This window comes from Micromonospora haikouensis, from assembly GCF_900091595.1.
Lineage (GTDB): Bacteria > Actinomycetota > Actinomycetes > Mycobacteriales > Micromonosporaceae > Micromonospora > Micromonospora haikouensis.
The window spans coordinates 118147-140579 of record NZ_FMCW01000016.1; the positions used below are offsets into that span (position 1 = coordinate 118147).

General features: G+C 74.9%; 27 protein-coding genes. 11 read left to right on the forward strand and 16 right to left on the reverse strand.

The genetic code is table 11. The annotated features are described in order from the left end of the window. Positions 1-134: 134 nt before the first annotated feature. A complete protein-coding gene (locus GA0070558_RS33860; RefSeq protein WP_256091995.1) occupies positions 135-1037 on the forward strand; it encodes an alpha/beta fold hydrolase in 903 nt (300 codons plus the stop codon). Here GA0070558_RS33860 and GA0070558_RS18005 read toward each other — a convergent pair. Continuing rightward, positions 1034-2314, reverse strand: coding sequence for a PucR family transcriptional regulator (locus GA0070558_RS18005; RefSeq protein WP_091281588.1), 1281 nt, complete (start codon positions 2312-2314; stop codon positions 1034-1036). The genes GA0070558_RS33860 and GA0070558_RS18005 overlap by 4 nt on opposite strands. An 84-nt stretch (positions 2315-2398) precedes the next feature. On the opposite strand from GA0070558_RS18005, the gene GA0070558_RS18010 reads away from it, so the two are divergent. Continuing rightward, the gene (locus GA0070558_RS18010; protein WP_091281454.1) at positions 2399-3490 is read left to right on the forward strand and encodes a ferredoxin reductase; all 1092 of its coding nucleotides are present in this window, start codon (positions 2399-2401) and stop codon (positions 3488-3490) included. A gap of 14 nt (positions 3491-3504) precedes the next feature. Then, positions 3505-4677, forward strand: coding sequence for a fatty acid desaturase family protein (locus tag GA0070558_RS18015; protein WP_091281459.1), 1173 nt, complete (start codon positions 3505-3507; stop codon positions 4675-4677). A gap of 58 nt (positions 4678-4735) precedes the next feature. Here GA0070558_RS18015 and GA0070558_RS18020 read toward each other — a convergent pair whose 3' ends face one another. The 5 genes from GA0070558_RS18020 to GA0070558_RS18040 all read right to left on the reverse strand — a co-directional run bounded on the left by GA0070558_RS18020 (position 4736) and on the right by GA0070558_RS18040 (position 7680). After that, positions 4736-5584 (reverse strand): glycosyltransferase family protein, encoded by an 849-nt coding sequence (locus GA0070558_RS18020; RefSeq protein WP_091281463.1) that lies wholly within the window; start codon positions 5582-5584, stop codon positions 4736-4738. Between the two features lie 113 nt (positions 5585-5697). Further along, the gene (locus tag GA0070558_RS18025; protein ID WP_043969511.1) at positions 5698-5877 is read right to left on the reverse strand and encodes a hypothetical protein; all 180 of its coding nucleotides are present in this window, start codon (positions 5875-5877) and stop codon (positions 5698-5700) included. Positions 5878-6025: 148 nt separating this feature from the next. Beyond that, the gene (locus GA0070558_RS18030; protein WP_256091996.1) at positions 6026-6733 is read right to left on the reverse strand and encodes a polyamine aminopropyltransferase; all 708 of its coding nucleotides are present in this window, start codon (positions 6731-6733) and stop codon (positions 6026-6028) included. Positions 6734-6857: 124 nt separating this feature from the next. Beyond that, positions 6858-7226, reverse strand: a complete 369-nt coding sequence (locus GA0070558_RS18035; protein WP_091281466.1) for a DUF4180 domain-containing protein — start codon at positions 7224-7226, stop codon at positions 6858-6860. Beyond that, on the reverse strand, positions 7219-7680 hold the full coding sequence (locus tag GA0070558_RS18040; RefSeq protein WP_256091997.1) for a helix-turn-helix domain-containing protein: 462 nt from the start codon (positions 7678-7680) through the stop codon (positions 7219-7221). The genes GA0070558_RS18035 and GA0070558_RS18040 overlap by 8 nt, the downstream gene beginning before the upstream one ends. 125 nt (positions 7681-7805) lie before the next feature. Here GA0070558_RS18040 and GA0070558_RS18045 point away from each other — a divergent pair, with 125 nt between their 5' ends. Continuing rightward, positions 7806-8363 carry a histidine phosphatase family protein gene (locus tag GA0070558_RS18045; protein ID WP_091281468.1) on the forward strand — a complete coding sequence of 186 codons (558 nt, stop codon included), beginning with the start codon at positions 7806-7808 and terminating at the stop codon, positions 8361-8363. A 36-nt stretch (positions 8364-8399) separates the two neighbouring features. Here the strand turns inward: GA0070558_RS18045 and GA0070558_RS18050 are convergent, their stop codons facing one another. Further along, entirely contained in the window at positions 8400-8669 is a 270-nt protein-coding gene (locus GA0070558_RS18050) for a metal-sensitive transcriptional regulator (RefSeq protein ID WP_043968569.1), read from the reverse strand. Between the two features lie 165 nt (positions 8670-8834). On the opposite strand from GA0070558_RS18050, the gene eccB reads away from it, so the two are divergent. Then, positions 8835-10223 carry a type VII secretion protein EccB gene (gene eccB / locus GA0070558_RS18055; RefSeq protein WP_091281470.1) on the forward strand — a complete coding sequence of 463 codons (1389 nt, stop codon included), beginning with the start codon at positions 8835-8837 and terminating at the stop codon, positions 10221-10223. A 116-nt stretch (positions 10224-10339) separates the two neighbouring features. Here eccB and GA0070558_RS18060 read toward each other — a convergent pair whose 3' ends face one another. Further along, on the reverse strand, positions 10340-10942 hold the full coding sequence (locus tag GA0070558_RS18060; protein WP_091281472.1) for a class I SAM-dependent methyltransferase: 603 nt from the start codon (positions 10940-10942) through the stop codon (positions 10340-10342). 249 nt (positions 10943-11191) lie between these two features. Here GA0070558_RS18060 and GA0070558_RS18065 point away from each other — a divergent pair, with 249 nt between their 5' ends. Beyond that, on the forward strand, positions 11192-12022 hold the full coding sequence (locus GA0070558_RS18065) for a sugar phosphate isomerase/epimerase family protein (RefSeq protein ID WP_091281487.1): 831 nt from the start codon (positions 11192-11194) through the stop codon (positions 12020-12022). Continuing rightward, positions 12019-13368 carry an MGH1-like glycoside hydrolase domain-containing protein gene (locus GA0070558_RS18070; RefSeq protein WP_439709613.1) on the forward strand — a complete coding sequence of 450 codons (1350 nt, stop codon included), beginning with the start codon at positions 12019-12021 and terminating at the stop codon, positions 13366-13368. Before GA0070558_RS18065 ends, GA0070558_RS18070 begins: the two co-directional genes overlap by 4 nt. Before the next feature lie 41 nt (positions 13369-13409). On the opposite strand, the gene GA0070558_RS18075 is transcribed toward GA0070558_RS18070, so the two are convergent. From GA0070558_RS18075 to GA0070558_RS18090, 4 genes are all read right to left on the reverse strand, one after another. Then, on the reverse strand, positions 13410-14114 hold the full coding sequence (locus GA0070558_RS18075; RefSeq protein ID WP_091281490.1) for a CBS domain-containing protein: 705 nt from the start codon (positions 14112-14114) through the stop codon (positions 13410-13412). A gap of 127 nt (positions 14115-14241) precedes the next feature. Beyond that, entirely contained in the window at positions 14242-14649 is a 408-nt protein-coding gene (locus GA0070558_RS18080) for an arsenate reductase ArsC (protein WP_077939844.1), read from the reverse strand. 35 nt (positions 14650-14684) lie between these two features. Continuing rightward, entirely contained in the window at positions 14685-15752 is a 1068-nt protein-coding gene (gene arsB, locus GA0070558_RS18085) for an ACR3 family arsenite efflux transporter (RefSeq protein WP_091281492.1), read from the reverse strand. Continuing rightward, a complete protein-coding gene (locus GA0070558_RS18090; protein ID WP_091281495.1) occupies positions 15749-16150 on the reverse strand; it encodes an ArsR/SmtB family transcription factor in 402 nt (133 codons plus the stop codon). Before GA0070558_RS18090 ends, arsB begins: the two co-directional genes overlap by 4 nt. 88 nt (positions 16151-16238) lie before the next feature. On the opposite strand from GA0070558_RS18090, the gene GA0070558_RS18095 reads away from it, so the two are divergent. Next, positions 16239-16712, forward strand: a complete 474-nt coding sequence (locus GA0070558_RS18095; protein ID WP_091281591.1) for a GNAT family N-acetyltransferase — start codon at positions 16239-16241, stop codon at positions 16710-16712. Positions 16713-16748: 36 nt separating this feature from the next. Further along, positions 16749-18143 (forward strand): FAD-dependent oxidoreductase, encoded by a 1395-nt coding sequence (locus GA0070558_RS18100; RefSeq protein WP_091281499.1) that lies wholly within the window; start codon positions 16749-16751, stop codon positions 18141-18143. A 149-nt stretch (positions 18144-18292) separates the two neighbouring features. Here GA0070558_RS18100 and GA0070558_RS18105 read toward each other — a convergent pair whose 3' ends face one another. From GA0070558_RS18105 to GA0070558_RS18120, 4 genes are all read right to left on the reverse strand, one after another. Further along, positions 18293-19150 (reverse strand): hypothetical protein, encoded by an 858-nt coding sequence (locus GA0070558_RS18105; protein ID WP_141722238.1) that lies wholly within the window; start codon positions 19148-19150, stop codon positions 18293-18295. A 50-nt stretch (positions 19151-19200) separates the two neighbouring features. Continuing rightward, positions 19201-19677, reverse strand: coding sequence for a macro domain-containing protein (locus GA0070558_RS18110; protein ID WP_091281507.1), 477 nt, complete (start codon positions 19675-19677; stop codon positions 19201-19203). Positions 19678-19764: 87 nt separating this feature from the next. Then, positions 19765-20019 carry a flavin reductase gene (locus tag GA0070558_RS18115; protein WP_091281511.1) on the reverse strand — a complete coding sequence of 85 codons (255 nt, stop codon included), beginning with the start codon at positions 20017-20019 and terminating at the stop codon, positions 19765-19767. Beyond that, positions 20019-20303 carry a hypothetical protein gene (locus tag GA0070558_RS18120; protein ID WP_256091999.1) on the reverse strand — a complete coding sequence of 95 codons (285 nt, stop codon included), beginning with the start codon at positions 20301-20303 and terminating at the stop codon, positions 20019-20021. The genes GA0070558_RS18115 and GA0070558_RS18120 overlap by 1 nt, the downstream gene beginning before the upstream one ends. 324 nt (positions 20304-20627) lie before the next feature. Between GA0070558_RS18120 and GA0070558_RS18125 the strand changes: the two genes are divergently transcribed. Both GA0070558_RS18125 and GA0070558_RS18130 read left to right on the forward strand, forming a co-directional pair. Beyond that, complete coding sequence (locus GA0070558_RS18125; RefSeq protein ID WP_091281519.1) at positions 20628-21395, forward strand: DUF5753 domain-containing protein; 768 nt, start codon at positions 20628-20630, stop codon at positions 21393-21395. Beyond that, the gene (locus GA0070558_RS18130) at positions 21386-21586 is read left to right on the forward strand and encodes a DUF397 domain-containing protein (protein ID WP_091281523.1); all 201 of its coding nucleotides are present in this window, start codon (positions 21386-21388) and stop codon (positions 21584-21586) included. Before GA0070558_RS18125 ends, GA0070558_RS18130 begins: the two co-directional genes overlap by 10 nt. The last annotated feature ends 847 nt before the right edge of the window (positions 21587-22433 follow it).

The window sequence follows — 22433 nt, forward strand, 5'->3', positions numbered from 1 at the left end:
GCCGGGCCGGCCCCGCAGCGGGTCACCCGATCGGGTGACCTCCCGCGGTACCGTCCTTAGCCGGGCCCGTCGCTGTCAGAATCGGCCGCATGTCCAGCACCGGGGAGATGATCACGCTCAGGGACGGCCGCCGGATGGCGGTGCACCGCTCCGGTGCGGACACCGGCCGGCGGGTGGTGGTGTTCTGTCACCCGGCCCCGGGTTCCGGGGCCTTCGATCCCGACCCTGCGGCCACGCGCCTCGCCGGGGTGACCCTCCTCGCCCCCGACCGGCCCGGCTACGGCGGCTCCGAGGCGGCCACCGGCTGGTCCGACGTGCCGGCCGCCGCCGACGACCTCGCCGAGCTGCTCGACCAGCGTGGCCTCGGGCAGGTCTCCGTCGCCGGCTGGTCGGCCGGCGGACGGGTCGCGCTCGCCCTCGCGGCCCGCCGGCCCGACCTGGTGCGCCGGGTGGCCGTGCTGGCCACCCCCGCCCCCGACGAGGAGGTGCCCTGGCTCGACCCCCGGCAGCGGGACATGATCGCGGCGCTGCGCGACCGGCCCGTCGCTGACGTCCGCGCCGAGCTGGACGCCGCGTTGACCACCCTGGTGCCCGCCGACCCTCGGGACCCGGCCGCGCTGCGGCTGCTGGGCGCGAACCAGGCCGACGAGGCCGCGTTGGCCGACCCTGCCACGGCGGCGCGGTTCGGCGACCTGCTGGCCGAGGCGTTCGCCCAGGGCACGCGAGGCCTGGCGGACGACGTCGCCGGCTACTCGCTGCGCCCGTGGGGCTTCACGCCCGACCAGGTGCGGGCGGCCACCCTGCTGCTCTACGGGGCGCGGGACGCCCTCGCCGGCCCCGCGCACGGCCGCTGGTGGCGCGACGCGCTGCCCGACGCCCGCCTGGAGGTCGTGCCGGACGCCGGGCACCTGTTGGTGACGCAGTCCTGGGGCAAGGCCCTCGACCACCTGGTCGGTCCCCCCGCGCGGGCCACCTCCGCCCGGGAGGCGGTCGCACTCATCCTCCGCGCGTCGAGCCCGCCGCGCCCGGTGCGTTAGCTTCCCCCGGTCGGCCTCGACGGTGGTGCCGTGCCGCCCACGGCCGTTCGGCCGCTGTCGCCGGGCGGCAGCACCGCCAGGGCGAGCGTCAGGTCCAGCACGGTCTGCGGGTCGAGCAGCCGGTCGCCGTACAGCTCCCGCACCTGCGCCATCCGGTAGCGCACCGTCTGCGGGTGCACGAACAGGGCCGCCGCCACGTCGTCGCGGCGGCCCTGGTGCAGCAGCCAGGCCCGCAGCGTCTCGGCGAGCCGGTGGGCGGTGGCCGGCGGCAGCGCGGCGAAGGGCTCCAGCACCTGCGCCCGCAGGTCGGCCAGGGCCTCCGGGTCCGTGCTGAGTAGCAGCCGCGCCAGGTGCCGCTCGGTGTCCAGGGGCGCGTCGGCGTCGTCGCGGGGCAGCCCGAGCAGCAGCGCGCGGGCGGCCCGCTCGTACGACCCGGCCACCCGGTGCCACGGCCGGGCCGGCCCCAGCACCGCCCGGTGACCGCGCAGCACCCGGGCCAGCTGCCGCCGCCGGCCGCCGTGGACGTCGGGCACCAGCAGCACGGCCAGCTCCTCGGCCGGCTCCGGCCCCGGCACGTCCTCCCCGCTCTCCAGCGTGTGCGGGCTGAGCGCGGTCAGCACCGTGCGCAGGCCGCTGCGGGGCAGCAGCACGACGGTCAGCGTCTGCGGCGGGGGCCAGTCCGCCCGGGCGGCGCTGCGGCGCAGCACGTCCTCGGCCTCGCCGGCCAGCAGCTGCTGGGTGAGCCGCTCCAGGTAGCGCTGCCGCGCCCGGCCCACGCTGGCCAGCTCGTCGGCGTGCCCCGCCACGCTGGCGGCGGACAGTTCGTCGATGTAGGCGAACATCAGCTCGGCGAACTCGGCGACGGTCGTCGCCGCGAGCCCGGCGCGCACGGTGGTGGTGGAGACCTCCCGCCAGGCCACCCGCGCCCCCACCCGGTACGCCGCCAGCAGCGCGTCCATGCTGCGGCCGGAGCGGGCCTCGCCGCTGCCCAGGGCGTACGCCGCCTCCAGCGCGGGGGCCAGCGGGGTGCTCGGGTCGGCCGCCGCCTGGGGGCGCCCGACGAGCTGGAGGAAGGTGCCCAACGCGATGCGTACCGCGTTTTCGATCTTGGCCCGCATCTGCCCGGTGAGGGTGCCCGAGTAGGCCGGCACCTCGGCCGTGATCGCGGTGACCGTGCGCTCGGCGACCGCCGGCAGCACCGCGAGCAGGCGGGCGGCCGTCGGCGCGTCCAACGCGAGGTGGGCCGCGCGGCGACCGGTCCCCGACTCTTCCGACATCTTGTTCTCCCGGAACAAAACCGTGCGGGCCTTTCATCTTTCTTGGCCAAGATGTTATGCGATCGTGTCCGCCACCCTGGTCCTATGACCACCACCGTCCCGCGCCCGTCCGGCCGCCGCACCGTCCGGGACAGGCTGTTCCGGCTCGCCGAGACGGTCACCACGCCGCTGCTGCCCGACGACTACCTCGACCTGGTCGCCCCGCTGCGCTCCGGCGCCGCCCTGCGCGGGCGGATCCTCGACGTCCGGCCCGAGACCCGGGACGCCGCGACGGTGACCATCCGGCCCGGCCGGGGCTGGCGGGGGCACACCCCCGGGCAGTACGTCCGCCTCGGCGTGGACGTCGACGGGGTCCGCCAGTGGCGGGCCTACTCGCTGACCTCCGCCCCCGGCCGCCGCGACGGGCTGATCTCGGTCACCGTGAAGGCGATCCCGGACGGCCGGGTCAGCAACCACCTGGTCCGCCGGGTCCGGCCCGGCACCCTGGTCCAGCTCGACCAGGCCCAGGGCGACTTCGTCGCGCCCGCGACCGCGCCGCGGAAGGTCCTCTTCCTCACCGCCGGCAGCGGCATCACCCCCGTCATGGGGATGCTGCGCGCCGGCGTGCCCGCCGCGGCGGACGTCGTGCTGGTGCACTCCGCGCCCACCCCCGACGACGTGATCTTCGCCGCCGAGCTGCGCGGCCTCGCCGACCGGGGCGCGATCCGCCTCGTCGAGCGGCACACCGACACCGACGGCGTGCTCGGCGTGGCCGAGCTGGCCGACCTGGTGCCCGACCACCTCGACCGGCAGACCTGGGCGTGCGGCCCGGTCGGCCTGCTCGACGCGGTCGAGGCCCACTGGGCCGCCCACGGGGCGGCCGACCGGCTGCACACCGAGCGGTTCCGGCCCACGGTGATCTCACCGGGCACGGGTGGCGACGTCACCTTCACCCGCGCCGGGGTCACTGTCGCCGCCGACGGCGGCACCCCCCTGCTGGACGCGGGGGAGGAGGCGGGGGTGCTCATGCCGTCCGGGTGCCGGATGGGCATCTGCTTCGGCTGCGTGGTGCCGCTGCGCCAGGGCGCGGTCCGGGACCTGCGCAACGGGGAGATCACCACCGCCGTCCCCGGCGACGGCGTGCTCATCCAGACCTGCGTGTCGGCGGCGGCCGGTACCTGCGACATCGACCTCTGACAGGAGAACCGGACGTGACCGCCATCCAGAAGAAGGCCCACAACCCGATCGCCCACCTCACCGCCACCGACATCGAGGAACTGGGCCGGGAGCTCGACGCCATCCGCGACCGGGTGCTCGCCAGCCGCGGCGAGGCCGACGCCGCCTACATCCGCAAGGTCATCTCGACCCAGCGCCGGCTGGAGCTGGGCAGCCGGGCGGTGCTGCTGTTCTCGCTGTTCCCGCCGGCCTGGGTGGTCGGCACCCTCGGCCTCGCCGTGGCCAAGATCCTGGAGAACATGGAGATCGGCCACAACGTCCTGCACGGCCAGTACGACTTCATGCGCGACCCGAAGATTCACTCGACGACCTGGGAGTGGGACCACGTCTCCCCGGCCGAGCAGTGGAAGCACTCGCACAACCAGCTGCACCACACGTACACCAACGTGCTCGGCAAGGACAACGACCTCGGGTACGGCATCATGCGCGTCGACGAGGACCAGCCGTGGCACCCGGTCCACCTCGGCCAGCCGCTGTGGAACCTGATCAACGCCTGCTTCTTCGAGTACGGCATCGCCGCGTACGACCTGGAGCTGGGCCGCAACCTGCGCAAGGGCCGGCACAAGGCCCCCGAGTTCCGGGCCCGGGCCCGCGCGGTCGGTCGCAAGATCCGCCGCCAGTTCCTCAAGGACTACGTCATCCACCCGCTGCTGTCGGGGCCGTCGTTCCTCAGCACCCTCGCGGCCACCTTCACCGCCAACCTGATCCGCAACCTGTGGAGCCACTCGGTGATCATGTGCGGGCACTTCCCGGAGGGGGTGGAGACCTTCGAGAAGACCTCCATCGAGGGGGAGACCCGGGGCGAGTGGTACCTGCGGCAGATGCTCGGCTCGGCCAACATCAGCGGCAGCCGGCTGCTGCACATCATGACCGGCAACCTGTCGTTCCAGATCGAGCACCACCTCTTCCCCGACCTGCCGAGCTGCCGCTACCAGGAGGTCGCGCCCGAGGTGCGGGCGCTGTTCGCCAGGTACGGGCTGACGTACACCACCGGGGCGCTGCCGAAGCAGGTCGCCTCCGCCTGGTGGAAGGTCATCCGGCTCTCCCTGCCCAACCGCTCCACCGAGACCCCCGCCCCGCCGCCCGCCGACGCGCTCCCGCACGGCCCGCAGGAGAGGCAGGACGCCCTGGCGACCGCCTCGGTGTGACGGCCCGGTGGCCGCCGGCTCGGCTGGTGCGCCGCGCCCCGCGACATGGCTGTGGCGCCTAGCCGACGGGCTCCCGCAGTCGGCGGTAGTGCTCCCACAGCTCGACGTACGGGATCTGCCGGCCGGTCGCGCGGGCGCGGGCCCACTCGCCGGCCCAGTGCATCAGCAGGCTCGGCGTGCGCGACCCGACCAACCGGCCGTCCCGCACGGACAGCGACGGGTCACCGGCCCAGCGTTCGAGGGGGATGCGCCACGACCCGGTGGCCGCCGCGACGGCCAGCAGACTGCCGTACCCGCCCCCCGCCGTCACGATGAGATAGTTCAGCAGCGGCTGCTCGTAGCAGGACAGCTCCATGTGCTCGGCGAGGGCCAGGGCGGCGGGGAGCCGGGCCTCGACCGACGCCGGCGTCAGGGCCGGCTTGCGGGAGACCACGAACCCGGTGTTGGCGGCGTATGAGACCTGCCGCCGGCTCAGGGCCCCGGCGGCGTACGCCGAGTCCTTCCACACCCATCTGCGGATGTCGGGCAGGTCCGAGTGGGAGGTGAGGAAGTCGAAGCGGTCCAAAAGCCGGAAGGTGAAGCCGATGTCGCTGAGGACCACCGTGTCGGTGTCGATGTAGACGAACTCGTCGAAGGGGCCGTCCCAGATCGCCAGCTTGCGGTACTGCCCGACGGTATGGCCGTGGAACCTGCGACTGATGTCGTCACACCAGTCCAGCCTTGCCTGGTCGCGCCAGACCGAGAAGTCGTACTCGCCAGCGAGCGCGGCGATGTCCCCGACGTCGTCACCGAACGGCACGAGGCACAGCGGGATCGACGGGTTGTGGACGCGGAAGCTGTTCAGGAACGCGATCGCGAGATCCAGGATGGCGTCGTTGGCGACGAAGTACGCGCCCCGGTTGGACACGAAGCTGCTCCTTCACGGGGCGCGACGGTTGCGCATCGTGAGGATGATAGATCACCCTGTCACCGCCGGGCAAGTGATCACGGTGGATGTCCGGCGGTCGCCGCCGGCAGGGCTCAGCGCCGCGCCGAGTGCCGGTGCTGTACCGCCTGCCGGCCCTTGACGAACGCGAACACGATGACCGCGAGCAGCGCGATCACCCCGATGATCACCAGCCAGCGGACCGCCTCGAGCAGCAGACCCAGCAGGATGAGCGCGCCGGCGACGACGCCGACGACCCAGAGCATGGCGCGCATGTCCACCTCCCGTTGACCGGACGGTCCCGCCGACCGGGGCGTCCGTCGGACACGCCTTTCCCGGTTCGGCCGCTGCCATGCCCGCCGCCGCCATGCCCGTGGGCCGGGCCGACTTCGTCGGCCCGGCGTGGCTGGCCGGGATCAGCGGCTAGCGGCGGGCGACGTAGACGGTGTTGGCCGACTCCCGGCCCTGCAACGGGTTGGGGAAGCGGACGACGTGGGCCAGGGACGTCGGGAACACCCCGGTGAGCACCCGCTGGAAGTCCGGGTCGGGCGGGTCGTTGGACCAGAGCGCGAACACCCCGTCCGGGTGCAGCAGGCCGGCGAGGCGGCGCAGGCCCTCGTCGGTGTAGAACGGGGCGTGGCTCGGGTGCAGCACGTGCCGGGGCGAGTGGTCCACGTCGAGCAGGATCGCGTCGAACCGGCGGCCGGGGGAGTCCGGGTCGAAGCCCGCCCCGTCGGCCACGGCCGCGAAGAAGTCCGCCCGGACGAACCGGGTGCGCGGGTCGTCGGCCAGGCCCGCCGCGAAGGGCAGCAGGCCCTGCCGGTGCCAGTCGATGACGTCCTCGATCGCCTCCACCACCAGCAGCGAGGCCACCCGGGGGTCCTCCAGGGCGGTGCGGGCCGTGTAGCCGAGGCCGAGGCCGCCGACCACGACGTCGAGCGCCGTGCCGCGCAGCGGGGCCAGCCCGAGCCGGGCCAGCTCGATCTCCGCGACGGGGAAGAGGCTGGACATCAGGAACTCGTCGTCGAGCTTGACCTCGTAGACCTCGCGGTCCAGCGCGGGGTCGTGCCGGCGGCGCAGGCTGATCTCGCCGATCGGGGTCTCCCGCCAGGCCAGTTCCTCGAATCGCACGCCCACGCGGGTCCTCACTTCGGCCGGGTCCGAGCGGATCTTACCGCCCGCGCGGGCCCGACCGCCGCAACAACCGTCATCCGGTACGGGCGCGCCGCGCCCGCGTCCGGCCGCCGGGGACCGGTCAGGACCCGGCGCGCAGCCGGGCGGCGAGCGCGTCGAGGTCGGGCAGGAACCACACATGGTCGGCCCGGTTGGACTCGTGCACCAGAGCGCGCAGCGCCGGGCTGGCCGCCAGGTGCCCGGAGATGTCGCCGACGACGGCCAGGCGCAGCCGGTAGTTGACGAACTTCTGCATCACGTCGCCGGCGAACCGGGTGCCGAGCGAGAAGAACCCCTCGGCCAGCCGGTCCACGGGCACGGCCACCACCTGCGCGCCGAGGAAGGCCGCGCCGATCAGGTCCAGCGCGTCCTGCTCGGTGGCCACCACCGGGCCGGCCGCGTCGCACACCAGCACCGGCACCCCGGCCAGCTCGCGCACCTCGTCAGGCATCCTCCGCCTCCCCGCCCTCCCGGCCGAGCAGGCCGCCGTCGGTGTCGAGCACCGCGTCGATCATGCGGAGCAGGCCGGCCGTGGCGGTGGTGCCGCCCAGGATCACGATCTTCATCCGGTTCCGTTCCTCGTCGTGGACGGTCTGCACCCGCAGCGGGTGCGCGAGGTCGTACCCGTTGTTCGCCCCGGCCAGGACGAACGTGCCGAGCCGGTCGGCCGTGGCCCGGTCGACGCCGTCGACCTGCACGATGCTCGACACCTCCGCCGAGGTGCTCCGCGCCGGCGGCGTCGGCGGGTGGCCGGTGAGCGCGTCGAGGTCGGCGCGGGCGATCCGGTACTGCTTGCCGATCCGGGTGGCCCGGAGCCGGCCGGCACGGATGTAACCGCGCACGGTGCGTACGTGCAGGCCGAGGAGGTCGGCCACCTGCTCGACCGAGTACATTTCTTCCCTCATCGCTCCCTACCGTACCCCGAAAGGGTGTTGATAGGGAATGTTGGGTCGCGGCCGGGGGCGGTTTCGCTCACAGGGCTGTCACGCGACGGCAACCTCTGTCGCGGCCGGGCCCCTAGCCTTGATCCATGTCGACGCGGATCGTCTTCGAGACCCATTCGTGGAGTGAGGACAACGACCGGGGAGTGGCGACCGGCTGGCTGCCGGGGCGGCTGTCCGCGCGCGGCCGGGCGCTGGCCGCCGAGCTCGGTGACCGCAGGCGCCACGACGGCATCGCGGCCGTCTTCACCTCGGACCTGCGCCGGGCGGTGGAGACCGCCGAGGTGGCCTTCGGCGGCAGCGGCATCCCGGTCCTGCACGACTGGCGGCTGCGCGAGTGCGACTACGGCGACCGCAACGGCACCTCCGCCGCGGAGCTGCACCAGGGCCGGGCCCGCCACCTCGACTCGCCCTATCCGGGTGGCGAGAGCTGGCGGCAGGCCGTGCTGCGGGCCGGGCGCTTCCTCGACGACGTCCCGCTGCGCTGGCATGGGCGTCGGATCCTGGTGATCGGACACGTCGCCACCCGGTGGGCGCTGGACCACCTGCTCGACGGCGTCCCGCTGGAGGAGTTGATCACCGCCGACTTCGCCTGGCGCGAGGGCTGGGAGTATGACACCGACGCCCGCCATTCCGCCCGCGCCTGACCCCGCGCCCGCGGGTGACCCGCCGGGCGCGGGGGCTCAGGAGAGCGCCAGGAAGAGCTTCTCCAGCTCCTCCTCGGTCATCTCCGGGTCCTCGCCCCGGTCGCGGGCGGCGTTGCAGTGCCGCATCCCGGACGCGATCAGCTTGTAGCCGGCCCGGTCGAGGGCCTTGGAGACCGCGGCGAGCTGGGTCAGCGTGGCGCGGCAGTCCTCCCCCGACTCGATCATGTCGATCACGGCGTTGAGCTGGCCCCGGGCCCGCTTCAGGCGGGTCAGGGCGTCGGCGGTCATCTCCGGTCGCAGCTTCACCTCGCGTCACCTCCGGGGAGAAGGGTACCCCGGGGGGTACGCCGTGGCCACCGCTTCGCGTCACACCCTACGACCCCGCGCCTGCCCGCCCTCGTGGCGGAGGGTCTCCGTGCGGTCGACGCAGCGTCTATCCTGTGCCCCGATCGACCGGTCGGAGGAAACCGCATGCCGTCGCGGCAGGACCAGCTTCACTCGTACCAGTTCACCGTGCAGCGGGCGGTCGCCGCCCTGGTGATGCGGGAGACCGACCCCGCACGGTCGCCGTTTCGGCGGCTGGCCGGGGCCGGGCTGGCCAGCGTCCTGGTCGCCGCGATCGCCCTCGGCGGCTTCGCCCTCTACGGGCTGTTCGCCGGCGGCGGCACCAAGTGGCGCGACACCGGCGCGGTGATCGTGGAGAAGGAGTCCGGCGCCCGGTTCGTCTACCGCGAGCAGAAGCTGCACCCGGTGCTCAACTACGCCTCCGCCCTGCTGATCATCGGCGCCGAGCGGGCGAAGACCGTGCTGGTCTCCCGCCGCTCGATCGAGGGCGTGCCGCGCGGGCTGCCGCTGGGCATCCCCGACGCCCCCGACTCGCTGCCCGACCGGGCCCGGCTGTCCACCGCCGGGTGGACGGTCTGCTCGGGCGCCGGGGCCGAGCGCGCCGCCGCCGGGGCGGAACCCGGCGCACCCCGGTCGGTCGTGCTGATCGGCACGGCGGCCACCGGCGGCCGGGCCCTGGGCGACGACGCGATCCTGCTGCAACACCCGGACGGCGGGCTGCACCTGGTCTGGCACGCCCGCCGCTACCTGCTGCGCGACACCGGGCGGGTGCTCGCCGCGCTCGCCGCCACCCGGCAGCGGGCGGTGCCGGCCGCGCCCGCCCTGATCAACAGCATCCCGGCCGGGGCCGACCTCGCCCCGCTCGACCTGCCCGGCCTCGGCCAACCGTCGCCCCGGGTGACCGGCGCGACGGTCGGCGACGTCTTCCTCGTCCGCAACTCCGGCGGCGGCCGCCAGTACGCCGTCGCCCTCACCGGCGGCCTGGCCGGCGTCACCGAGTTGCAGGCCGCCCTGCTGCTGGCCCGCACCGGCCAGGGGGAGCCGGAGGCGATGACCCTCGGCCGGTTCGCCGCCCTGCCCAAGCTGCCGGACCTGGTGCCGACCGGGCCCGCCGCCCCGCCGCCGACCCCGCCCCGGCTCGCCGCGGCGGACCCGGGGGCGCTCTGCGTCCGCGTCGGCGACGACGCGGGGGTGGGCGACGTGCGGCTGGGCGCGACCCTGCCCGACCTGTCGGACACCCCGCAGGCGACGGGCGGGACGGCGGTCGCCGACCACGTCGTGGTCGAACCCGGGCACGGCGCCGTGGTGGAGTCGGTCGCCGCACCGGGTGCCACCGGCGGCGCGCTGAGCGTGGTCACCGATCTCGGCCGCCGGCACGTGCTGGCCGACCCCGCCGTGCTCGGCATGCTCGGCTACCGCGACGTTCGCCCCGTCCGGCTGCCCGCCGGCCTGGTGGGTCTCGTGCCGGCCGGCAGCCCGCTCGACCCGGCGGCGGCCCGCTCGGCCGGCGCGTAAGGAAGGGCCCCCTGTTAACGCCTACGGTAGAGAAGGGTTCCCCGCTCACCCCGCTCCGACGGGCGGGCGCGGACCCGACGGCGGGCGCCGGCCGGCGGCGGGCGTGGGGAGGCCGGTCAGGCGGGGCGGCGCAGCACGGTGACCGCGAAGTCGGCGTCGTCGCGCCACGGCCGCAGGTCCCAGGTGGCGAAGCGGTGCTCCAGGCGGAGGCCGGCGGCGACCGCGTCGGCGTCGAAGTCGGCCAGCCGGTAGCCCCGGTCGGTGCCGAAGCCGACGACCACCACCCCGTCGGGGCGTACGTGCGCGGCGACCCGCCCGAGCACCCGCTGCTCGGTGCCGGGCGCGACGAACGCCATCACGTTGCCGGCCAGCACGGCGGCGTCGAACGGCTCGGACTCCCCGGCCGCCGCGAGGTCCAGCTCGGCCAGGTCGCCGACCAGCCAGCGGGGGCCGGGGTGGTCGACGCCGGCCGCCTCGACCAGCACCGGGTCGGCGTCGACGCCCACCACCGTGTGGCCCCGGTCGTGCAGCGCCGCGCCCACCCGGCCGGTGCCGCAGCCGGCGTCGAGGACACGGGCGCGCGGCGGCACCATCGCGTCCAGCAGCCGGGCCTCGCCGGCCAGGTCCGCGCCCTCGGCCGCCAGCCGGCGGAACCGGTCGACATACCACTGCGAGTGTTCGGGGCCGGTGTCGGTCACCCATCGGGTCGGGTTCGCCATCGCCCCACGCTAGCCGAGCCGACCCGCCGGGCCCGCGGCCAGCCCCACCCCGCCCCGCCGGAAGGGTACCGATTGATCAATAACAAGACATATGCCGATTTTTTGCTCTACACTGAAGCCCAGTGCTACCGATGTGACCCATGGTCAACTGGGTTGTCTCACTCGCCGGCCCCGACGGATCAGCTCAGGTGCCCGGGTGCCGCTCGACCACGGCGACGCCGACGCCCGCCACGTCGTGCCGAGGTGCCCATGACCGTTCCGCCGACCATCCCGCTGGCCTGCCAGGAGCAGCTGCTCCCCGGCGACGACCTGATCCGTAAGCACGCCCTCGCCGCCGCGCTCGGCTTCACCGGCATCGAGCTGCGCGGCCGCGGCGAGCCGGCCCTCGCCCGCCGGCTGCCGGAGCTGCGCCGCGCCCGCGCCGCCGGGGTGGTCATGCCGACCGTCCGCGTCGAGCCGGGCCCCCTCACCGGCGACGTCGACCCCGAGCGCTCCGCCGACGCGGTACGCGACCTGCGCTCCCAGCTCTCCGTCGTCGCCGAGCTGGGCGGCGTCGGGGTGACGACCCCCGCCGCCCGGGCGACGCCCGCCCGCCGGCTGCCGCCGTTCGAGCCGCCCCGCCCGCCGGCCGGCGACCGCCAGTCCCTCCTGGACGCCCTCGGCACCCTGGGCGAACACGCCCGCGCCGAGGGTGTCACCCTGTTCCTCGCACCGCTCAACCGGTACGAGGACCAGATGGTCAACCGGCTCGACGAGGCGGTGGCGCTCTGCGCGGCCGTCGGCCTGCCCTCGGTGCGGGTCGCCGCCGACACGTTCCACATGAACATCGAGGAGGACGACGTGCACGCCGCCCTGCGGGCCGCCGCCCCCTACCTCGGGCACGTGCAGGTCAGCGACACCAACCGGCACCAGCCCGGCGCCGGCCACCTCGACTGGCCGCAGCTCGTGCGCACCCTGCGCGACCTCGGCTACCCGGGCTGGCTGGCGCTGGGCTGCCGGCTGCGCGGCGAGCCGGTGCAGGCGCTGCACCAGGCGGTCACCGTGCTGCGGCACGCCGAGCCCCGGCGGATGGCCGCGTGAGCACCGGCACCGCCGCCGACGGCGGCGCACCGGCCCGCGCCCGGGAGACGGGGGCGCTGTGGCGGCTGGCGGTGGCCACCCTCGACGGCAACTGGGAGCACGACCACACCGTCCCGTCGCGCACCCTCTACCCGCACCAGTGGAGCTGGGACTCGGCGTTCGTCGCCGTCGGTCTGGCCCACGTGCGCCCCGACCGGGCCTGGCGGGAGCTGCGCACCCTGTTCGCCGCCCAGTGGGCCGACGGGCGGGTGCCGCACATCGTGTTCAACCCCGCCCTGCGCGCCGGGTCCTACTTCCCGGGGCCCGCGTTCTGGGACTCCGCGCGGGTGCCCGGCGCGCCCGCCGTGGCCACCTCCGGCATCGTCCAGCCGCCCCTGCACGCCCTCGCCGCGTGGCTGGTGCACCGCCGGGCGCCGTCGGAGCGCAGCCGGGCCGAGCTGGCCTGGCTCTACCCCCGGCTGGTCGCCTGGCAGCGCTACCTCACCGGCCGGCGCGACGTCGGCGGGGCGGGGCTCGCCTGCATCGTGCACCCGTGGGAGTCCGGGCTGGACAACAGCCCCGCCTGGGACCCGCCGCTGGCCGCGGTGCCCGCCGACGCGGCGGTCATGCGGGCGTACCGGCGGCACGACACCGTGCACGCCGACGCCGCGCACCGCCCCACGGACCTGGACTACGCGCGCTACGTCGCGCTGGTCGACGCCTACCGGGCCGGCGGATACCGCGACGACGGGCTGGACGGACGGCACCCGTTCCTGGTGGAGTGCCCGCTGCTGAACACGGCGCTGGGGCTCGCCGAACACGCGCTCGCCGCGATCGCCCGCGAGACCGGGGCCGACCCGGGCCCGCACCGCGAGCGCGCGGCCCGCATCACCGCCGCCCTGGTGGACCGGCTGTACGACCCGGTCGGCGGCACCTTCCACCCCCGGGACCTGCGCACCGGCCGGCTCGTCCCGGCCCGCACCGCGCTCGGCCTCATGCCCCTGGCGCTGCCCGGCCTGCCCGCCCGGCCGGTCGCGGCGCTGCTCGCCGAGGCCTGCTCGCCCCGGTTCGGGCTGGCGGCCCGGATGGACCGGCCGCTGCCCAGCCACGACCGCACCGCGCCCGACTTCGAGCCGCTGCGCTACTGGCGGGGCCCGAGCTGGCAGAACCTCAACTGGCTGCTGTGGCGGGGGCTGCGCGCCCACCACCGGTTCGACCTGGCCGCCGGGCTGCGCGACTCGATGATCGACCTCGTCGCGACCGCCGGCTGTCACGAGTACTTCCACCCCGACACCGGTGCCGGGCTCGGCTCGCCCGCGTTCGGCTGGACCGCCGCGCTGCTGCTCGACGTCCTCGCCGAAACCTGAGCGGCCGGCGGCCCACGGGCGGGCCGGCCGGCCGCCGGGGATCAGGACACGCCCGCCGGGGTGCCGCCGCCCACCCGCAGCCCGGACAGCGGGATGTCGTCGACGGCGTACCCGAGCGCGTCGACCACCTCGACGACCCCGCTGACCTGCGCGGACAGCCGCAGCGCGAGGCGCACCGTGGAGCGGCGTTCGAGCTGGCCGGTGAGGGTGACCACGCCCTCGTGCACGGTGACGTCGACGACGTCGTCGCGGACGCCCAGCGTCCGGCGCAGCACCTCGTCCACCACGTCGGCGCGGATGTCGCCGTCGGGGCGCAGGTGCACCCGGAGCAGGTCGCCACGGGTCACGATGCCCACCAGCCGGCCCAGGTCGTCGACCACCGGCAGCCGCTTGACGTGCCGCTGGGTCATGAGCCGCGCCGCCTCGACGCAGGACGCGTCCGGCCCGACGGTGACCGCCGGGGCGCTCATCAGGTCGGCGGCGAGCGTCGCCCCGGCCTTGACCTGCGCCTCGCGGTGCCGGCGGCCGACGAACACCCGCCGCTCGTGCGGCTGCCCGAGCAGCTCCACCTTGTGCAGCAGGTCCGCCTCGGAGACCACCCCGAGGACCCGCCGCGCGCCGTCCACCACCGGCGCCGCGGTGACGCGCCAGCCGGTGAGCACGTCGACGATCTCCCGGTACGCCGTGCCCTCCCGTACCGCCGCGACGTCCGTCGTCATCACGTCCCGCACCTGCCACGCCCGCATGGCGACCTCCCTCGTTCCACCCCGACCGTAGGAGCGGGCGGGTGGTGCTGGGCAGGGCCGGCCGGCCCGGCGAACGCCGGGACCTCCTGCCCGTACCTAACGGGCCGGAGGTCCCGGCGGGCGGACCTCAGCGGGCGGGGGACAGCTCGCGCAGCAGCGCCTCCACCCGGGACCGGATCTCGTCGCGGATGGGCCGGACGGCCTCGACCCCCTGCCCGGCCGGGTCGTCGAGCTTCCAGTCCTCGTAGCGCTTGCCGGGGAAGACGGGGCAGGCGTCGCCGCAGCCCATGGTGACGATCACGTCGGAGGACTCGGCGGTGGCGTACTCCAGCAACTTGGGCCGCTGGTCGGTGATGTCGATGCCCACCTCGGCCATGGCCTCGACGGCGGCCGGGTTGACCGTCTCGGCGGGGGCGGAGCCGGCGGAGCGGACCTCGACGGCGTCGCCCGCCAGGTGGCGCAGCCAGCCGGCGGCCATCTGGGAGCGGCCCGCGTTGTGCACGCAGACGAACAGGACGCTGGGCTTGTCGGCCACGGTGGTTTCCTCCGAGGTGCTGGGGTGTGCTGGGGTCAGTGGGTGAAGTGCCGGCGCAGCCACAGCGAGACGTAGACCAAGCCGACGAGGACGGGCACCTCGATCAGCGGGCCGACGACCCCGGCGAGGGCCTGGCCGGAGGCGACGCCGAAGGTGCCGATGGCCACGGCGATGGCCAGCTCGAAGTTGTTGCCGGCGGCGGTGAAGGCGAGGGTGGTGGTGCGCGCGTAGCCGAGGCCGATCGCCCGGCCGAGCAGGTACGCCCCGGCCCACATGAGCGCGAAGTAGACCAGCAGCGGCACCGCGATGCGGGCCACGTCGAGCGGCCGGCCGGTGATCGCGTCGCCCTGCAACGCGAAGAGCACCACGATGGTGAACAGCAGCCCGTACAGGGCGGCGGGGCCGATCCGGGGCAGCAGGCGCGACTCGTACCACTCGCGGCCCCGGGCGCGTTCGCCGAGGCGGCGGGTGAGCCAGCCGGCGAGCAGCGGCACGCCGAGGAAGATGAGCACGTTGCGGGCGATGTCCCAGCCCGAGACCGCCAGCTCGGCGCCGGACAGGCCGAGCCAGCCGGGGAGCACGGCCAGGTAGAACCAGCCGAGCAGCCCGAAGGCGAGCACCTGGAACACCGAGTTCAGGGCGACCAGCACGGCGGCGGCCTCCCGGTCGCCGCAGGCGAGGTCGTTCCAGATGATCACCATGGCGATGCAGCGGGCCAGGCCGACGATGATCAGCCCGGTGCGGTAGGCGGGATGGTCGGCCAGGAAGATCCAGGCGAGGGCGAACATCAGCGCGGGGCCGACGATCCAGTTGAGCGCCAGCGAGGAGACGAGGAGCCGGCGGTCGCCGGTGACCGTGTCGAGGCGGTCGTAGCGGACCTTGGCCAGCACCGGATACATCATGACCAGCAGGCCGAGGGCGATCGGCAGCGAGATGCCGCCGAGCTGCACCGCGTCGAGCGCCCGGTCCAGGCCCGGCACGGCCCGGCCGAGCAGCAGGCCGGCGGCCATGGCCAGGCCGATCCAGACGGGCAGGAACCGGTCGAGGCGGGACAGCCGGGCGACCACCGCGGTCTCGGCGGCGTCGGCGTGGGTGGTGCTCACGCGCACTCCCGGGAGGTGCCGGTGGCCGGGGCGGGCCCGGCGGCGCCGGCGACCGGCTCGACGGTGAGCAGCGCCGCGAGCCGGCCCAGCAGCGCCGGCCGGGCCCGGTACCACACCCAGGTGCCGCGCCGCTCGGCGTCGACCAGGCCCGCCTCGCGCAGCACCCGCAGGTGGTGCGAGATCGTCGGCCCGGTCAGGTCGAAGGCGGGGGTGAGGTCGCACACGCAGATCTCGCCGCCGTCGGCGGAGGCGATCATCGACAGCAGTTGCAGCCGCACCGGGTCGCCCAGCGCCTTGAACGCCGGGGCGAGCGCCGCCGCCGTCCCGGTCGGCACCCGGCGCTGCGTCAGCGGCGCGCAGCAGAGCGCGGCGGTCAGGTCCGGCGCTTGTTTCGACATCGCTCTAGGTTGACAGACGTCTAATCAGCGTGCAAGCCTCTGGTTCGACGGATGTCGAGACAGGGAGGCTGCATTGCTGATCCGCGCCATGGTCGCCGCCGACGCCGCACCGGTCCTCGCCATCTACCAGGCCGGCCTCGACGGCGGCGACGCCAGCTTCGAGACCGTCGCCCCCACCTGGGAAGCGTTCGACGCGTCCCGGCTGGCCGCCCACCGCCTCGTCGCCGTCGACGACGCCGACACCGTGCTCGGCTGGGTCGCGGTGTCGCCCACCTCGACCCGCCCCGTCTACGCGGGCGTCGTCGAGCACTCCGTCTACGTCGACCCGGCGGCCCGGGGCAGAGGTGTCGCCCGGCTCCTGCTCGACGCGTTGATCACCGGCACCGAGGCCGCCGGGATCTGGACCATCCAGTCCGGCGTCTTCCCCGAGAACGCCGCCAGCCTCGCCCTGCACGCGCGGGCCGGCTTCCGGACCGTCGGCGTACGGGAGCGGGTCGGCCGGCACCACGGCCGCTGGCGCGACGTGGTGCTGCTGGAACGCCGCAGCACCGTCGTCGGCTGATCGCCCCTGTTGATGCGACACACCTGGAGGAGCCCCATGACCGTCCTCGACGACCTGCCCGTCGTGGTGATCGGCGCCGGCCCCGTCGGCCTCGCCGCCGCCGCGCACCTGCACGAGCGCGGCCTGCCCTGCACCGTCCTGGAGGCGGGGGACAGCGTCGGCGCGGCCGTGCGCCGGTGGGGGCACGTGCGCGCCTTCTCGCCCTGGCGCTACGACATCGACGACGCCGCCCGCCGGCTGCTCGCCGACAGCGGCTGGACCGCGCCCGATCCCGACGCGCTGCCCACCGGCGACGAGCTGGTCGACGCGTACCTGCGGCCCCTCGCGGAGCTGCCGCAGATCGCGCCGCAGGTGCGGCTGAGCGCCCGGGTGGTCGCGATCAGCCGGCTCGGCCTGGACCGGCTGCGCACCGCCGGCCGCGAGCAGACCCCGTTCCTCGTCCGGCTCGCCGACGGCGAGGAGCTGCTGGCCCGCGCCGTGATCGACGCCTCCGGCACCTGGGACACCCCGAACGTGCTCGGGGCCTCCGGCCTGCCCGCCCGGGGCGAGGCGGCCGCCGGGGCGTACCTGGACCATGCGTTGCCGGACGTGCTCGGCGCGGACCGCGACCGGTTCGCCGGCCGGCACACCCTCGTCGTCGGTGCCGGCCACTCCGCCGCCAACACGCTGCTCTCCCTCGCCGAGCTGGCCGCTGACGCGCCCGGCACGGAGGTGACCTGGGCGATCCGCGCGGCCTCGCCGACCCGCGCCTACGGCGGCGGCGACGCCGATGCGCTGCCCGCCCGGGGCGCCCTCGGCTCCCGGCTGCGCGCCCACGTCGAGGCGGGCCGGATCCGGCTGCTCACCGGCTTCTCCGTGCACGCCCTCGACCCGGCCGGCGACCGGGTCACCGTCGCCGTGCGCCGCCCCGACGGCGGGCAGGAGTCGGTGACTGTCGACCGGATCGTCGCCGCCACCGGCTTCCGCCCCGACCACGGCATCGCCGCCGAGCTGCGCCTCGACCTCGACCCGGTGCTCGGCGCGACCCGGGCCCTGGCCCCGCTGATCGACCCCAACGAGCACTCCTGCGGCACCGTCCCGCCGCACGGCGTCGACGAGCTGAGCCACCCCGAGCCCGGCTACTACGCGGTTGGCATGAAGAGTTACGGGCGCGCGCCGACGTTCCTCATGGCCACCGGCTACGAGCAGGTCCGCTCGGTCGTCGCCGCCCTCGCCGGGGACTGGGCGGCGGCCCGCGACGTACGGCTGGAACTGCCCGAGACCGGGGTGTGCAGCAGCGACCCGGCCGACTCCGTCGACGGGCAGAACTGCTGCGGCCCCGCCCCGCAGCCGGCCGCCCGGGGACTGGCCACCGGCCTGGCCGGCGGGCTGCTCACCGCGCTGCCACTGGCCACCGTGGACTCCGGCGCGGGCGGGTGCTGCGCCGGCTGACCCGGCGCTGCCGGGGCGCGGCGACAGCCCGTGCCCCGGCGGCGGCGTGCCCCGGCGGCGGCGTGCCCCGGCGGCGGCGTGCCCCGGCGGCGGCGTGCCCCGGCGGCGGCGTGCCCCGGCGGCGGCGTGCCCCGGCGGCGGCCCCCGGCTCAGGGGATCGGCGCGACGGGGCGCACCGGCGTCTCCCCGAGCAGGCCGCCGTCGTGCACGGTCGCCGCCAGCTCCCGCTCCCGGTAGGCGGTGGCGAGGACGATCCAGCTCAGGAAGCTGCCGTAGCCGCCGCAGAGCGACGCGCCGCCGTCGCCGCCGCACAGGACCGCCGGGTCGGCGGTGAACTCGGCGCGGTACGGGTCGTCGCCGATGACCAGGCCGAACAGGTTCGGCTCCTGGATGAGCGGCACCGTGCCGTAGGGCAGGCCCTCGGGATAGCCGTCGCCCCACCGGAACAGGGTGGTGGCCCCGGCCCCGCAGGCGTACTCCCACTCGTCGGGGGTCGGCGGTCGCAGGCCGAGGCGGTCGAGCCCGGCCACCAGCCACGCGTGACCGTCGTCCTCGGGGCCGTCGCCGTCCTCGGGGCCGTCATCGTCCTCGGGGTCGTCCTCGTCGTCGGTGGGCAGCAGCGTGTCGGCCTCCACGGAGCGGACCGCGACGAGGCGGGCCGGCAGGGACACGCGACGCGGCGGCGAGGTCACCTCGGCCAGGAAACGGTCGAGCGGCTCGGTGAGGGCCCACCCCGTGCTGGCCTCGGCGAAGTCGGCGCGCATCCGGGCGTCGGGAACGAAGCGGTCGGGGTCGTGGCCGAGCTGTGCGGTGCCGCCCGGCACGAGGGCGAAGCTGACGCCGTCACGGTCGAAGAAGGCGACCCGGCCGCCCCGGCCGGCGTACGCGTGCGGCCCGACGCCGGTCAGGCGCGTTCCGGTGCTGCGCGCGATGGCGGCGGCGGTGCGGGCTGCGGCATCGTCGGACAGACCCGACCAGGCGGGCAACGTGAGATCGGCATGCGACACGGGGGCATTATGTCTGCGGGCCCGGATATGTCCGGACCGGCGGGCACCGGTCAGCCGTGGTCGTAGACGGTGGTGGCGATGTCACGGTCGCACAGGGCCGCGACGACGAGCGGCTCGATGCGCTCCCACCGCCCGCCCGCGAGGCCACAGCCGATGCGCGGCAGGTGGACGCTGGCGGACAGCCGCGTGGCGTGCGCGGCGACGGCGTCGAGGCAGCGCTCGACGGCGTCGTACCGGATCGGGGGCCCGTTGCTGCCGGTGCGGATGCCGTGCTGGGCGACCATGTTGGCCACCCAGGTGTCGGGCCGGACCTGGACCAACTGGGTCGCGCCGAGGCCGAAGTCGTTGCCGGAGCGCTCGCGGTGCCACCGCCGGTAGGCGCGCTCGGGCTCCGGCCACCGGCGGGACACGGCCAGGACGAAACCCTTGCCCCACCCGCCGATGTCGTTGCACACGTGGGCGATGATCTTCGGCCCCCTGGCCTGCGGGCTGGTCGCATCGCCCCTGATGATCTGCAGTGGTGCCACCCGGTGATGCTCCCACCGGTGCGGCCAGCCGTCGACCTCGTTATCCAGAGGCCACGACCGGGCAGAGGAGACAGGTCGTGCGGGGGATCAGGAGGGCGGTCGCGGCGCGCGCACCCAGGACAGGAAGCGGTTGGTGAGGTCGCCCGGCGGGCTCGCCGGGTTCAGCGCCGTCAGGTGCGCCGTCGCCTCCTGCATGAGCAGCGCCAGGTAGAACAGCAGGGCGGTGCGGTCGCCCCGGTACTCGACGAGCAGCGAAAGCCGCGCCGGGCCGCACGGCCACGGGGCCCCGCAGCGGCGGCACCGCCAGAGGGGGCGCATCGGCAGGTGCGGGCCGCCCGACATCAGCGGTACCGCAGCGCGGTCGCCCGCGCCTCCTCGTCGGTCATCGGCAGGAACCACAGGAACCGCCGCACGATCTGCGGCGGCGTCGGGCCCTCCGGCCGGCCCCGCAGGTCGCGGATCGCCGGGCGCAGGAAGAGCGTGAAACTCGCCAGCAGTACGCCGCGCAGGTGGTCGTCCAGCGGCAGGCCGCGCCACGCGGGGCAGGGGAACGGCTCGCCGTCGGCTTCGCACCGCCAGGTGGGCCCGGCCGCGCAATGCCGCTCCAGCGCCAGCGCGGGCCTCACCAGCGGCCTCCGTCTCTCCGCCGGCCTTCGATCGGGGTACGCGGCGCAGCGGCGCCGCCGTGCGCGAGGCGGGTCGCCCGGTCACGTGCTCGTCGGTGGGACATGGCTCTCCCTCGGTGCGTGTCGGCAGTGGAGCAGTGGAGAGGGGGCCGCCCGCCCGACTGGTGCGGAAGGACCGGGACGGCCCCCTCGGCGAACACGGGTCGAGACGTCTGTCGACCGACCCGCGCCGCCCCGACACCAGCTTGCTGAGGGTTGTGAGACGAATACACCCTGTAGCAGGATGGAGTTGAGGTGCACGGGACAATCCAGAAAGGAAGCCGGATGAACCACGCGGTTATCGAGGCGATGGCGACTGCCGGTCTGACTGCCGAAGCCCTTGCAGCTCAGGTTGAGGTGGACCCGAAGACGGCAGGGCGGTGGGCAAATCCTGGACATATCCCGCAGTCCCGCCACCGGGCAAAGGTTGCCGCCCTGCTCGGCCGAGAAGTCTCGGAGTTGTGGCCTGAGGTCGGCAGGCGGCGCGAGCCGGCGTGGTTCCGGCGGTGGGCCGACGTCGAGCGCGAGGCGCTCTCGCTGCGATGGTTCGAGCTGGCCTGGGTCCCGGGCCTACTTCAGACCGAGGCATACGCGCGAGCCACCCTCGCGGGCGAGGCGTTGTCCAGTGGCGAGGTCGACCGACTCGTTGCCGCTCGTCTGGCCCGGCAGGCGGTCCTGCGCCGCGACCCACCCATGCTGCTGGTCGCGGTCATCGATGAGATGGTGCTCAGGCGCACGGCTGGTGGGGACCGGTCCATGATGCGCGAGCAGTGCGAGCACCTGGCGGACTGCGCGACCCTGCCGTTCGTGCAGGTCCATGTCGTTCCTGCGGACGTGGGCATGTATGCCGGGCTCGGCGGGCCGTTCATTCTCGCCGAACTGGACGGCGGCGCGCGCCTCCTGCACGTGGACGGTCAGGCCCACGCGCAGATCCTCGAACAGGCGGCTGACCTTGTTACGCTGGATCGGCGGTGGGCTCGTATCTGTGGTGATGCCCTGCCGCGGGCGCAATCCCTAGAACTCATCAGGAAAGCGGCGGCATCATGGACATGAGCCAGGCTCGGTGGCGCAAGAGCACGAGGAGCGGCAACAACGGCGGTGCGTGTGTCGAGGTCGCCGACAACTTGCCTGGTGTCGTTCTCGTCCGGGACACGAAGGACCGCGACGGCGGGACGCTGACCTTCGCGCCTGCCGCCTGGGCCGGGTTCGTGAGCCTCGCCAAGCGGATCGGCCCCGTCGGCTGACCAAGCCGCCCCGGGCCGTGCGCGAGCCGACCATGACGTGACCTGACGGCCGACAACGTGCTCGCCGCCGGTAGCGCGACATCGCGGTGGAGGCGTTGGCAGATCTTGGTAGGTTTCGGCCCCTCTGGGGGCCGTTTCGTACCAAGATCTGTCGATATCGTTCAGGTGCCTCGTGTTCGTGGCGGGGTGGGGCGGGCGCGCGTGAGCCCCGGCCCGGTCGGGCTCGCCGCGCGTGGCTCGCCCTGGTGGTGCGGGGCGTCTGGTGGTGCGGGGCGTCTGGTGGTGCGGGGCGTCTGGTGGTGCGGGGCGTTCGGTGGCCGGTTGCGGTGGAATCGCGTCGGCGTGTCGTGTCGCGGAGGCGGCCAGGGTTCGGGGCCAAGCTCTCCTTGGTGCCCCGACGGGCAGGTCGGTGGACAGGGGTCGGCGGGCGCGGGTCGGCGGGCGGGAGTCGGCGGGCTGGCTGACATGCGAGCGTGCGCGACCTGGCCGTCGCGCAGGGCGCGTCGAGCGGGTGCGGGGCGGCCGGCACGGGGCGCGGCAGGGTCGGTCAGGAACGCGTTTGCGGCGTACGATGGTTGGCGTTCGGCCCGCCCGGCATTGCCCTTCCTGAGCTGCCGTTAAGGATCGCCACATAGGAAAAACGCCGGTCAGCAGGCGCTTTGGCCGCAAGATTACTTGCGGGTATACCTCTAGGCCGAAACTCATGTGCGCGCTAGGGGGATGATCGGGTGAATCTTGCCGGCCGTCCCGGGTCGCCTCCGTCGGCTGTTCGGTCCGACTCTGATCGATGATCTTGCCGCCCAGGCATCGAGTCCTATGCTGCATCCATTGTGAAGTCCTGGGGGGG

What these genes read in the sequence shown, in the direction of transcription:
- GA0070558_RS18010 (WP_091281454.1), top strand. Translation starts at nt 2,399, where the DNA reads ATGACCACCACCGTCCCGCGCCCGTCCGGCCGCCGCACCGTCCGGGAC.
- GA0070558_RS18125 (WP_091281519.1), top strand. Translation starts at nt 20,628, where the DNA reads ATGAACCACGCGGTTATCGAGGCGATGGCGACTGCCGGTCTGACTGCC.
- GA0070558_RS18075 (WP_091281490.1), bottom strand. Translation starts at nt 14,114, where the DNA reads ATGCGGGCGTGGCAGGTGCGGGACGTGATGACGACGGACGTCGCGGCG.
- GA0070558_RS18005 (WP_091281588.1), bottom strand. Translation starts at nt 2,314, where the DNA reads ATGTCGGAAGAGTCGGGGACCGGTCGCCGCGCGGCCCACCTCGCGTTG.
- GA0070558_RS18040 (WP_256091997.1), bottom strand. Translation starts at nt 7,680, where the DNA reads ATGAGGGAAGAAATGTACTCGGTCGAGCAGGTGGCCGACCTCCTCGGC.
- GA0070558_RS18045 (WP_091281468.1), top strand. Translation starts at nt 7,806, where the DNA reads ATGTCGACGCGGATCGTCTTCGAGACCCATTCGTGGAGTGAGGACAAC.
- GA0070558_RS18060 (WP_091281472.1), bottom strand. Translation starts at nt 10,942, where the DNA reads ATGGCGAACCCGACCCGATGGGTGACCGACACCGGCCCCGAACACTCG.
- GA0070558_RS18115 (WP_091281511.1), bottom strand. Translation starts at nt 20,019, where the DNA reads ATGTCGGGCGGCCCGCACCTGCCGATGCGCCCCCTCTGGCGGTGCCGC.
- GA0070558_RS18035 (WP_091281466.1), bottom strand. Translation starts at nt 7,226, where the DNA reads ATGCCTGACGAGGTGCGCGAGCTGGCCGGGGTGCCGGTGCTGGTGTGC.
- GA0070558_RS18065 (WP_091281487.1), top strand. Translation starts at nt 11,192, where the DNA reads ATGACCGTTCCGCCGACCATCCCGCTGGCCTGCCAGGAGCAGCTGCTC.
- eccB (WP_091281470.1), top strand. Translation starts at nt 8,835, where the DNA reads ATGCCGTCGCGGCAGGACCAGCTTCACTCGTACCAGTTCACCGTGCAG.
- GA0070558_RS18130 (WP_091281523.1), top strand. Translation starts at nt 21,386, where the DNA reads ATGGACATGAGCCAGGCTCGGTGGCGCAAGAGCACGAGGAGCGGCAAC.
- GA0070558_RS18090 (WP_091281495.1), bottom strand. Translation starts at nt 16,150, where the DNA reads ATGTCGAAACAAGCGCCGGACCTGACCGCCGCGCTCTGCTGCGCGCCG.
- GA0070558_RS33860 (WP_256091995.1), top strand. Translation starts at nt 135, where the DNA reads ATGGCGGTGCACCGCTCCGGTGCGGACACCGGCCGGCGGGTGGTGGTG.
- GA0070558_RS18025 (WP_043969511.1), bottom strand. Translation starts at nt 5,877, where the DNA reads ATGCGCGCCATGCTCTGGGTCGTCGGCGTCGTCGCCGGCGCGCTCATC.
- GA0070558_RS18100 (WP_091281499.1), top strand. Translation starts at nt 16,749, where the DNA reads ATGACCGTCCTCGACGACCTGCCCGTCGTGGTGATCGGCGCCGGCCCC.
- GA0070558_RS18095 (WP_091281591.1), top strand. Translation starts at nt 16,239, where the DNA reads ATGGTCGCCGCCGACGCCGCACCGGTCCTCGCCATCTACCAGGCCGGC.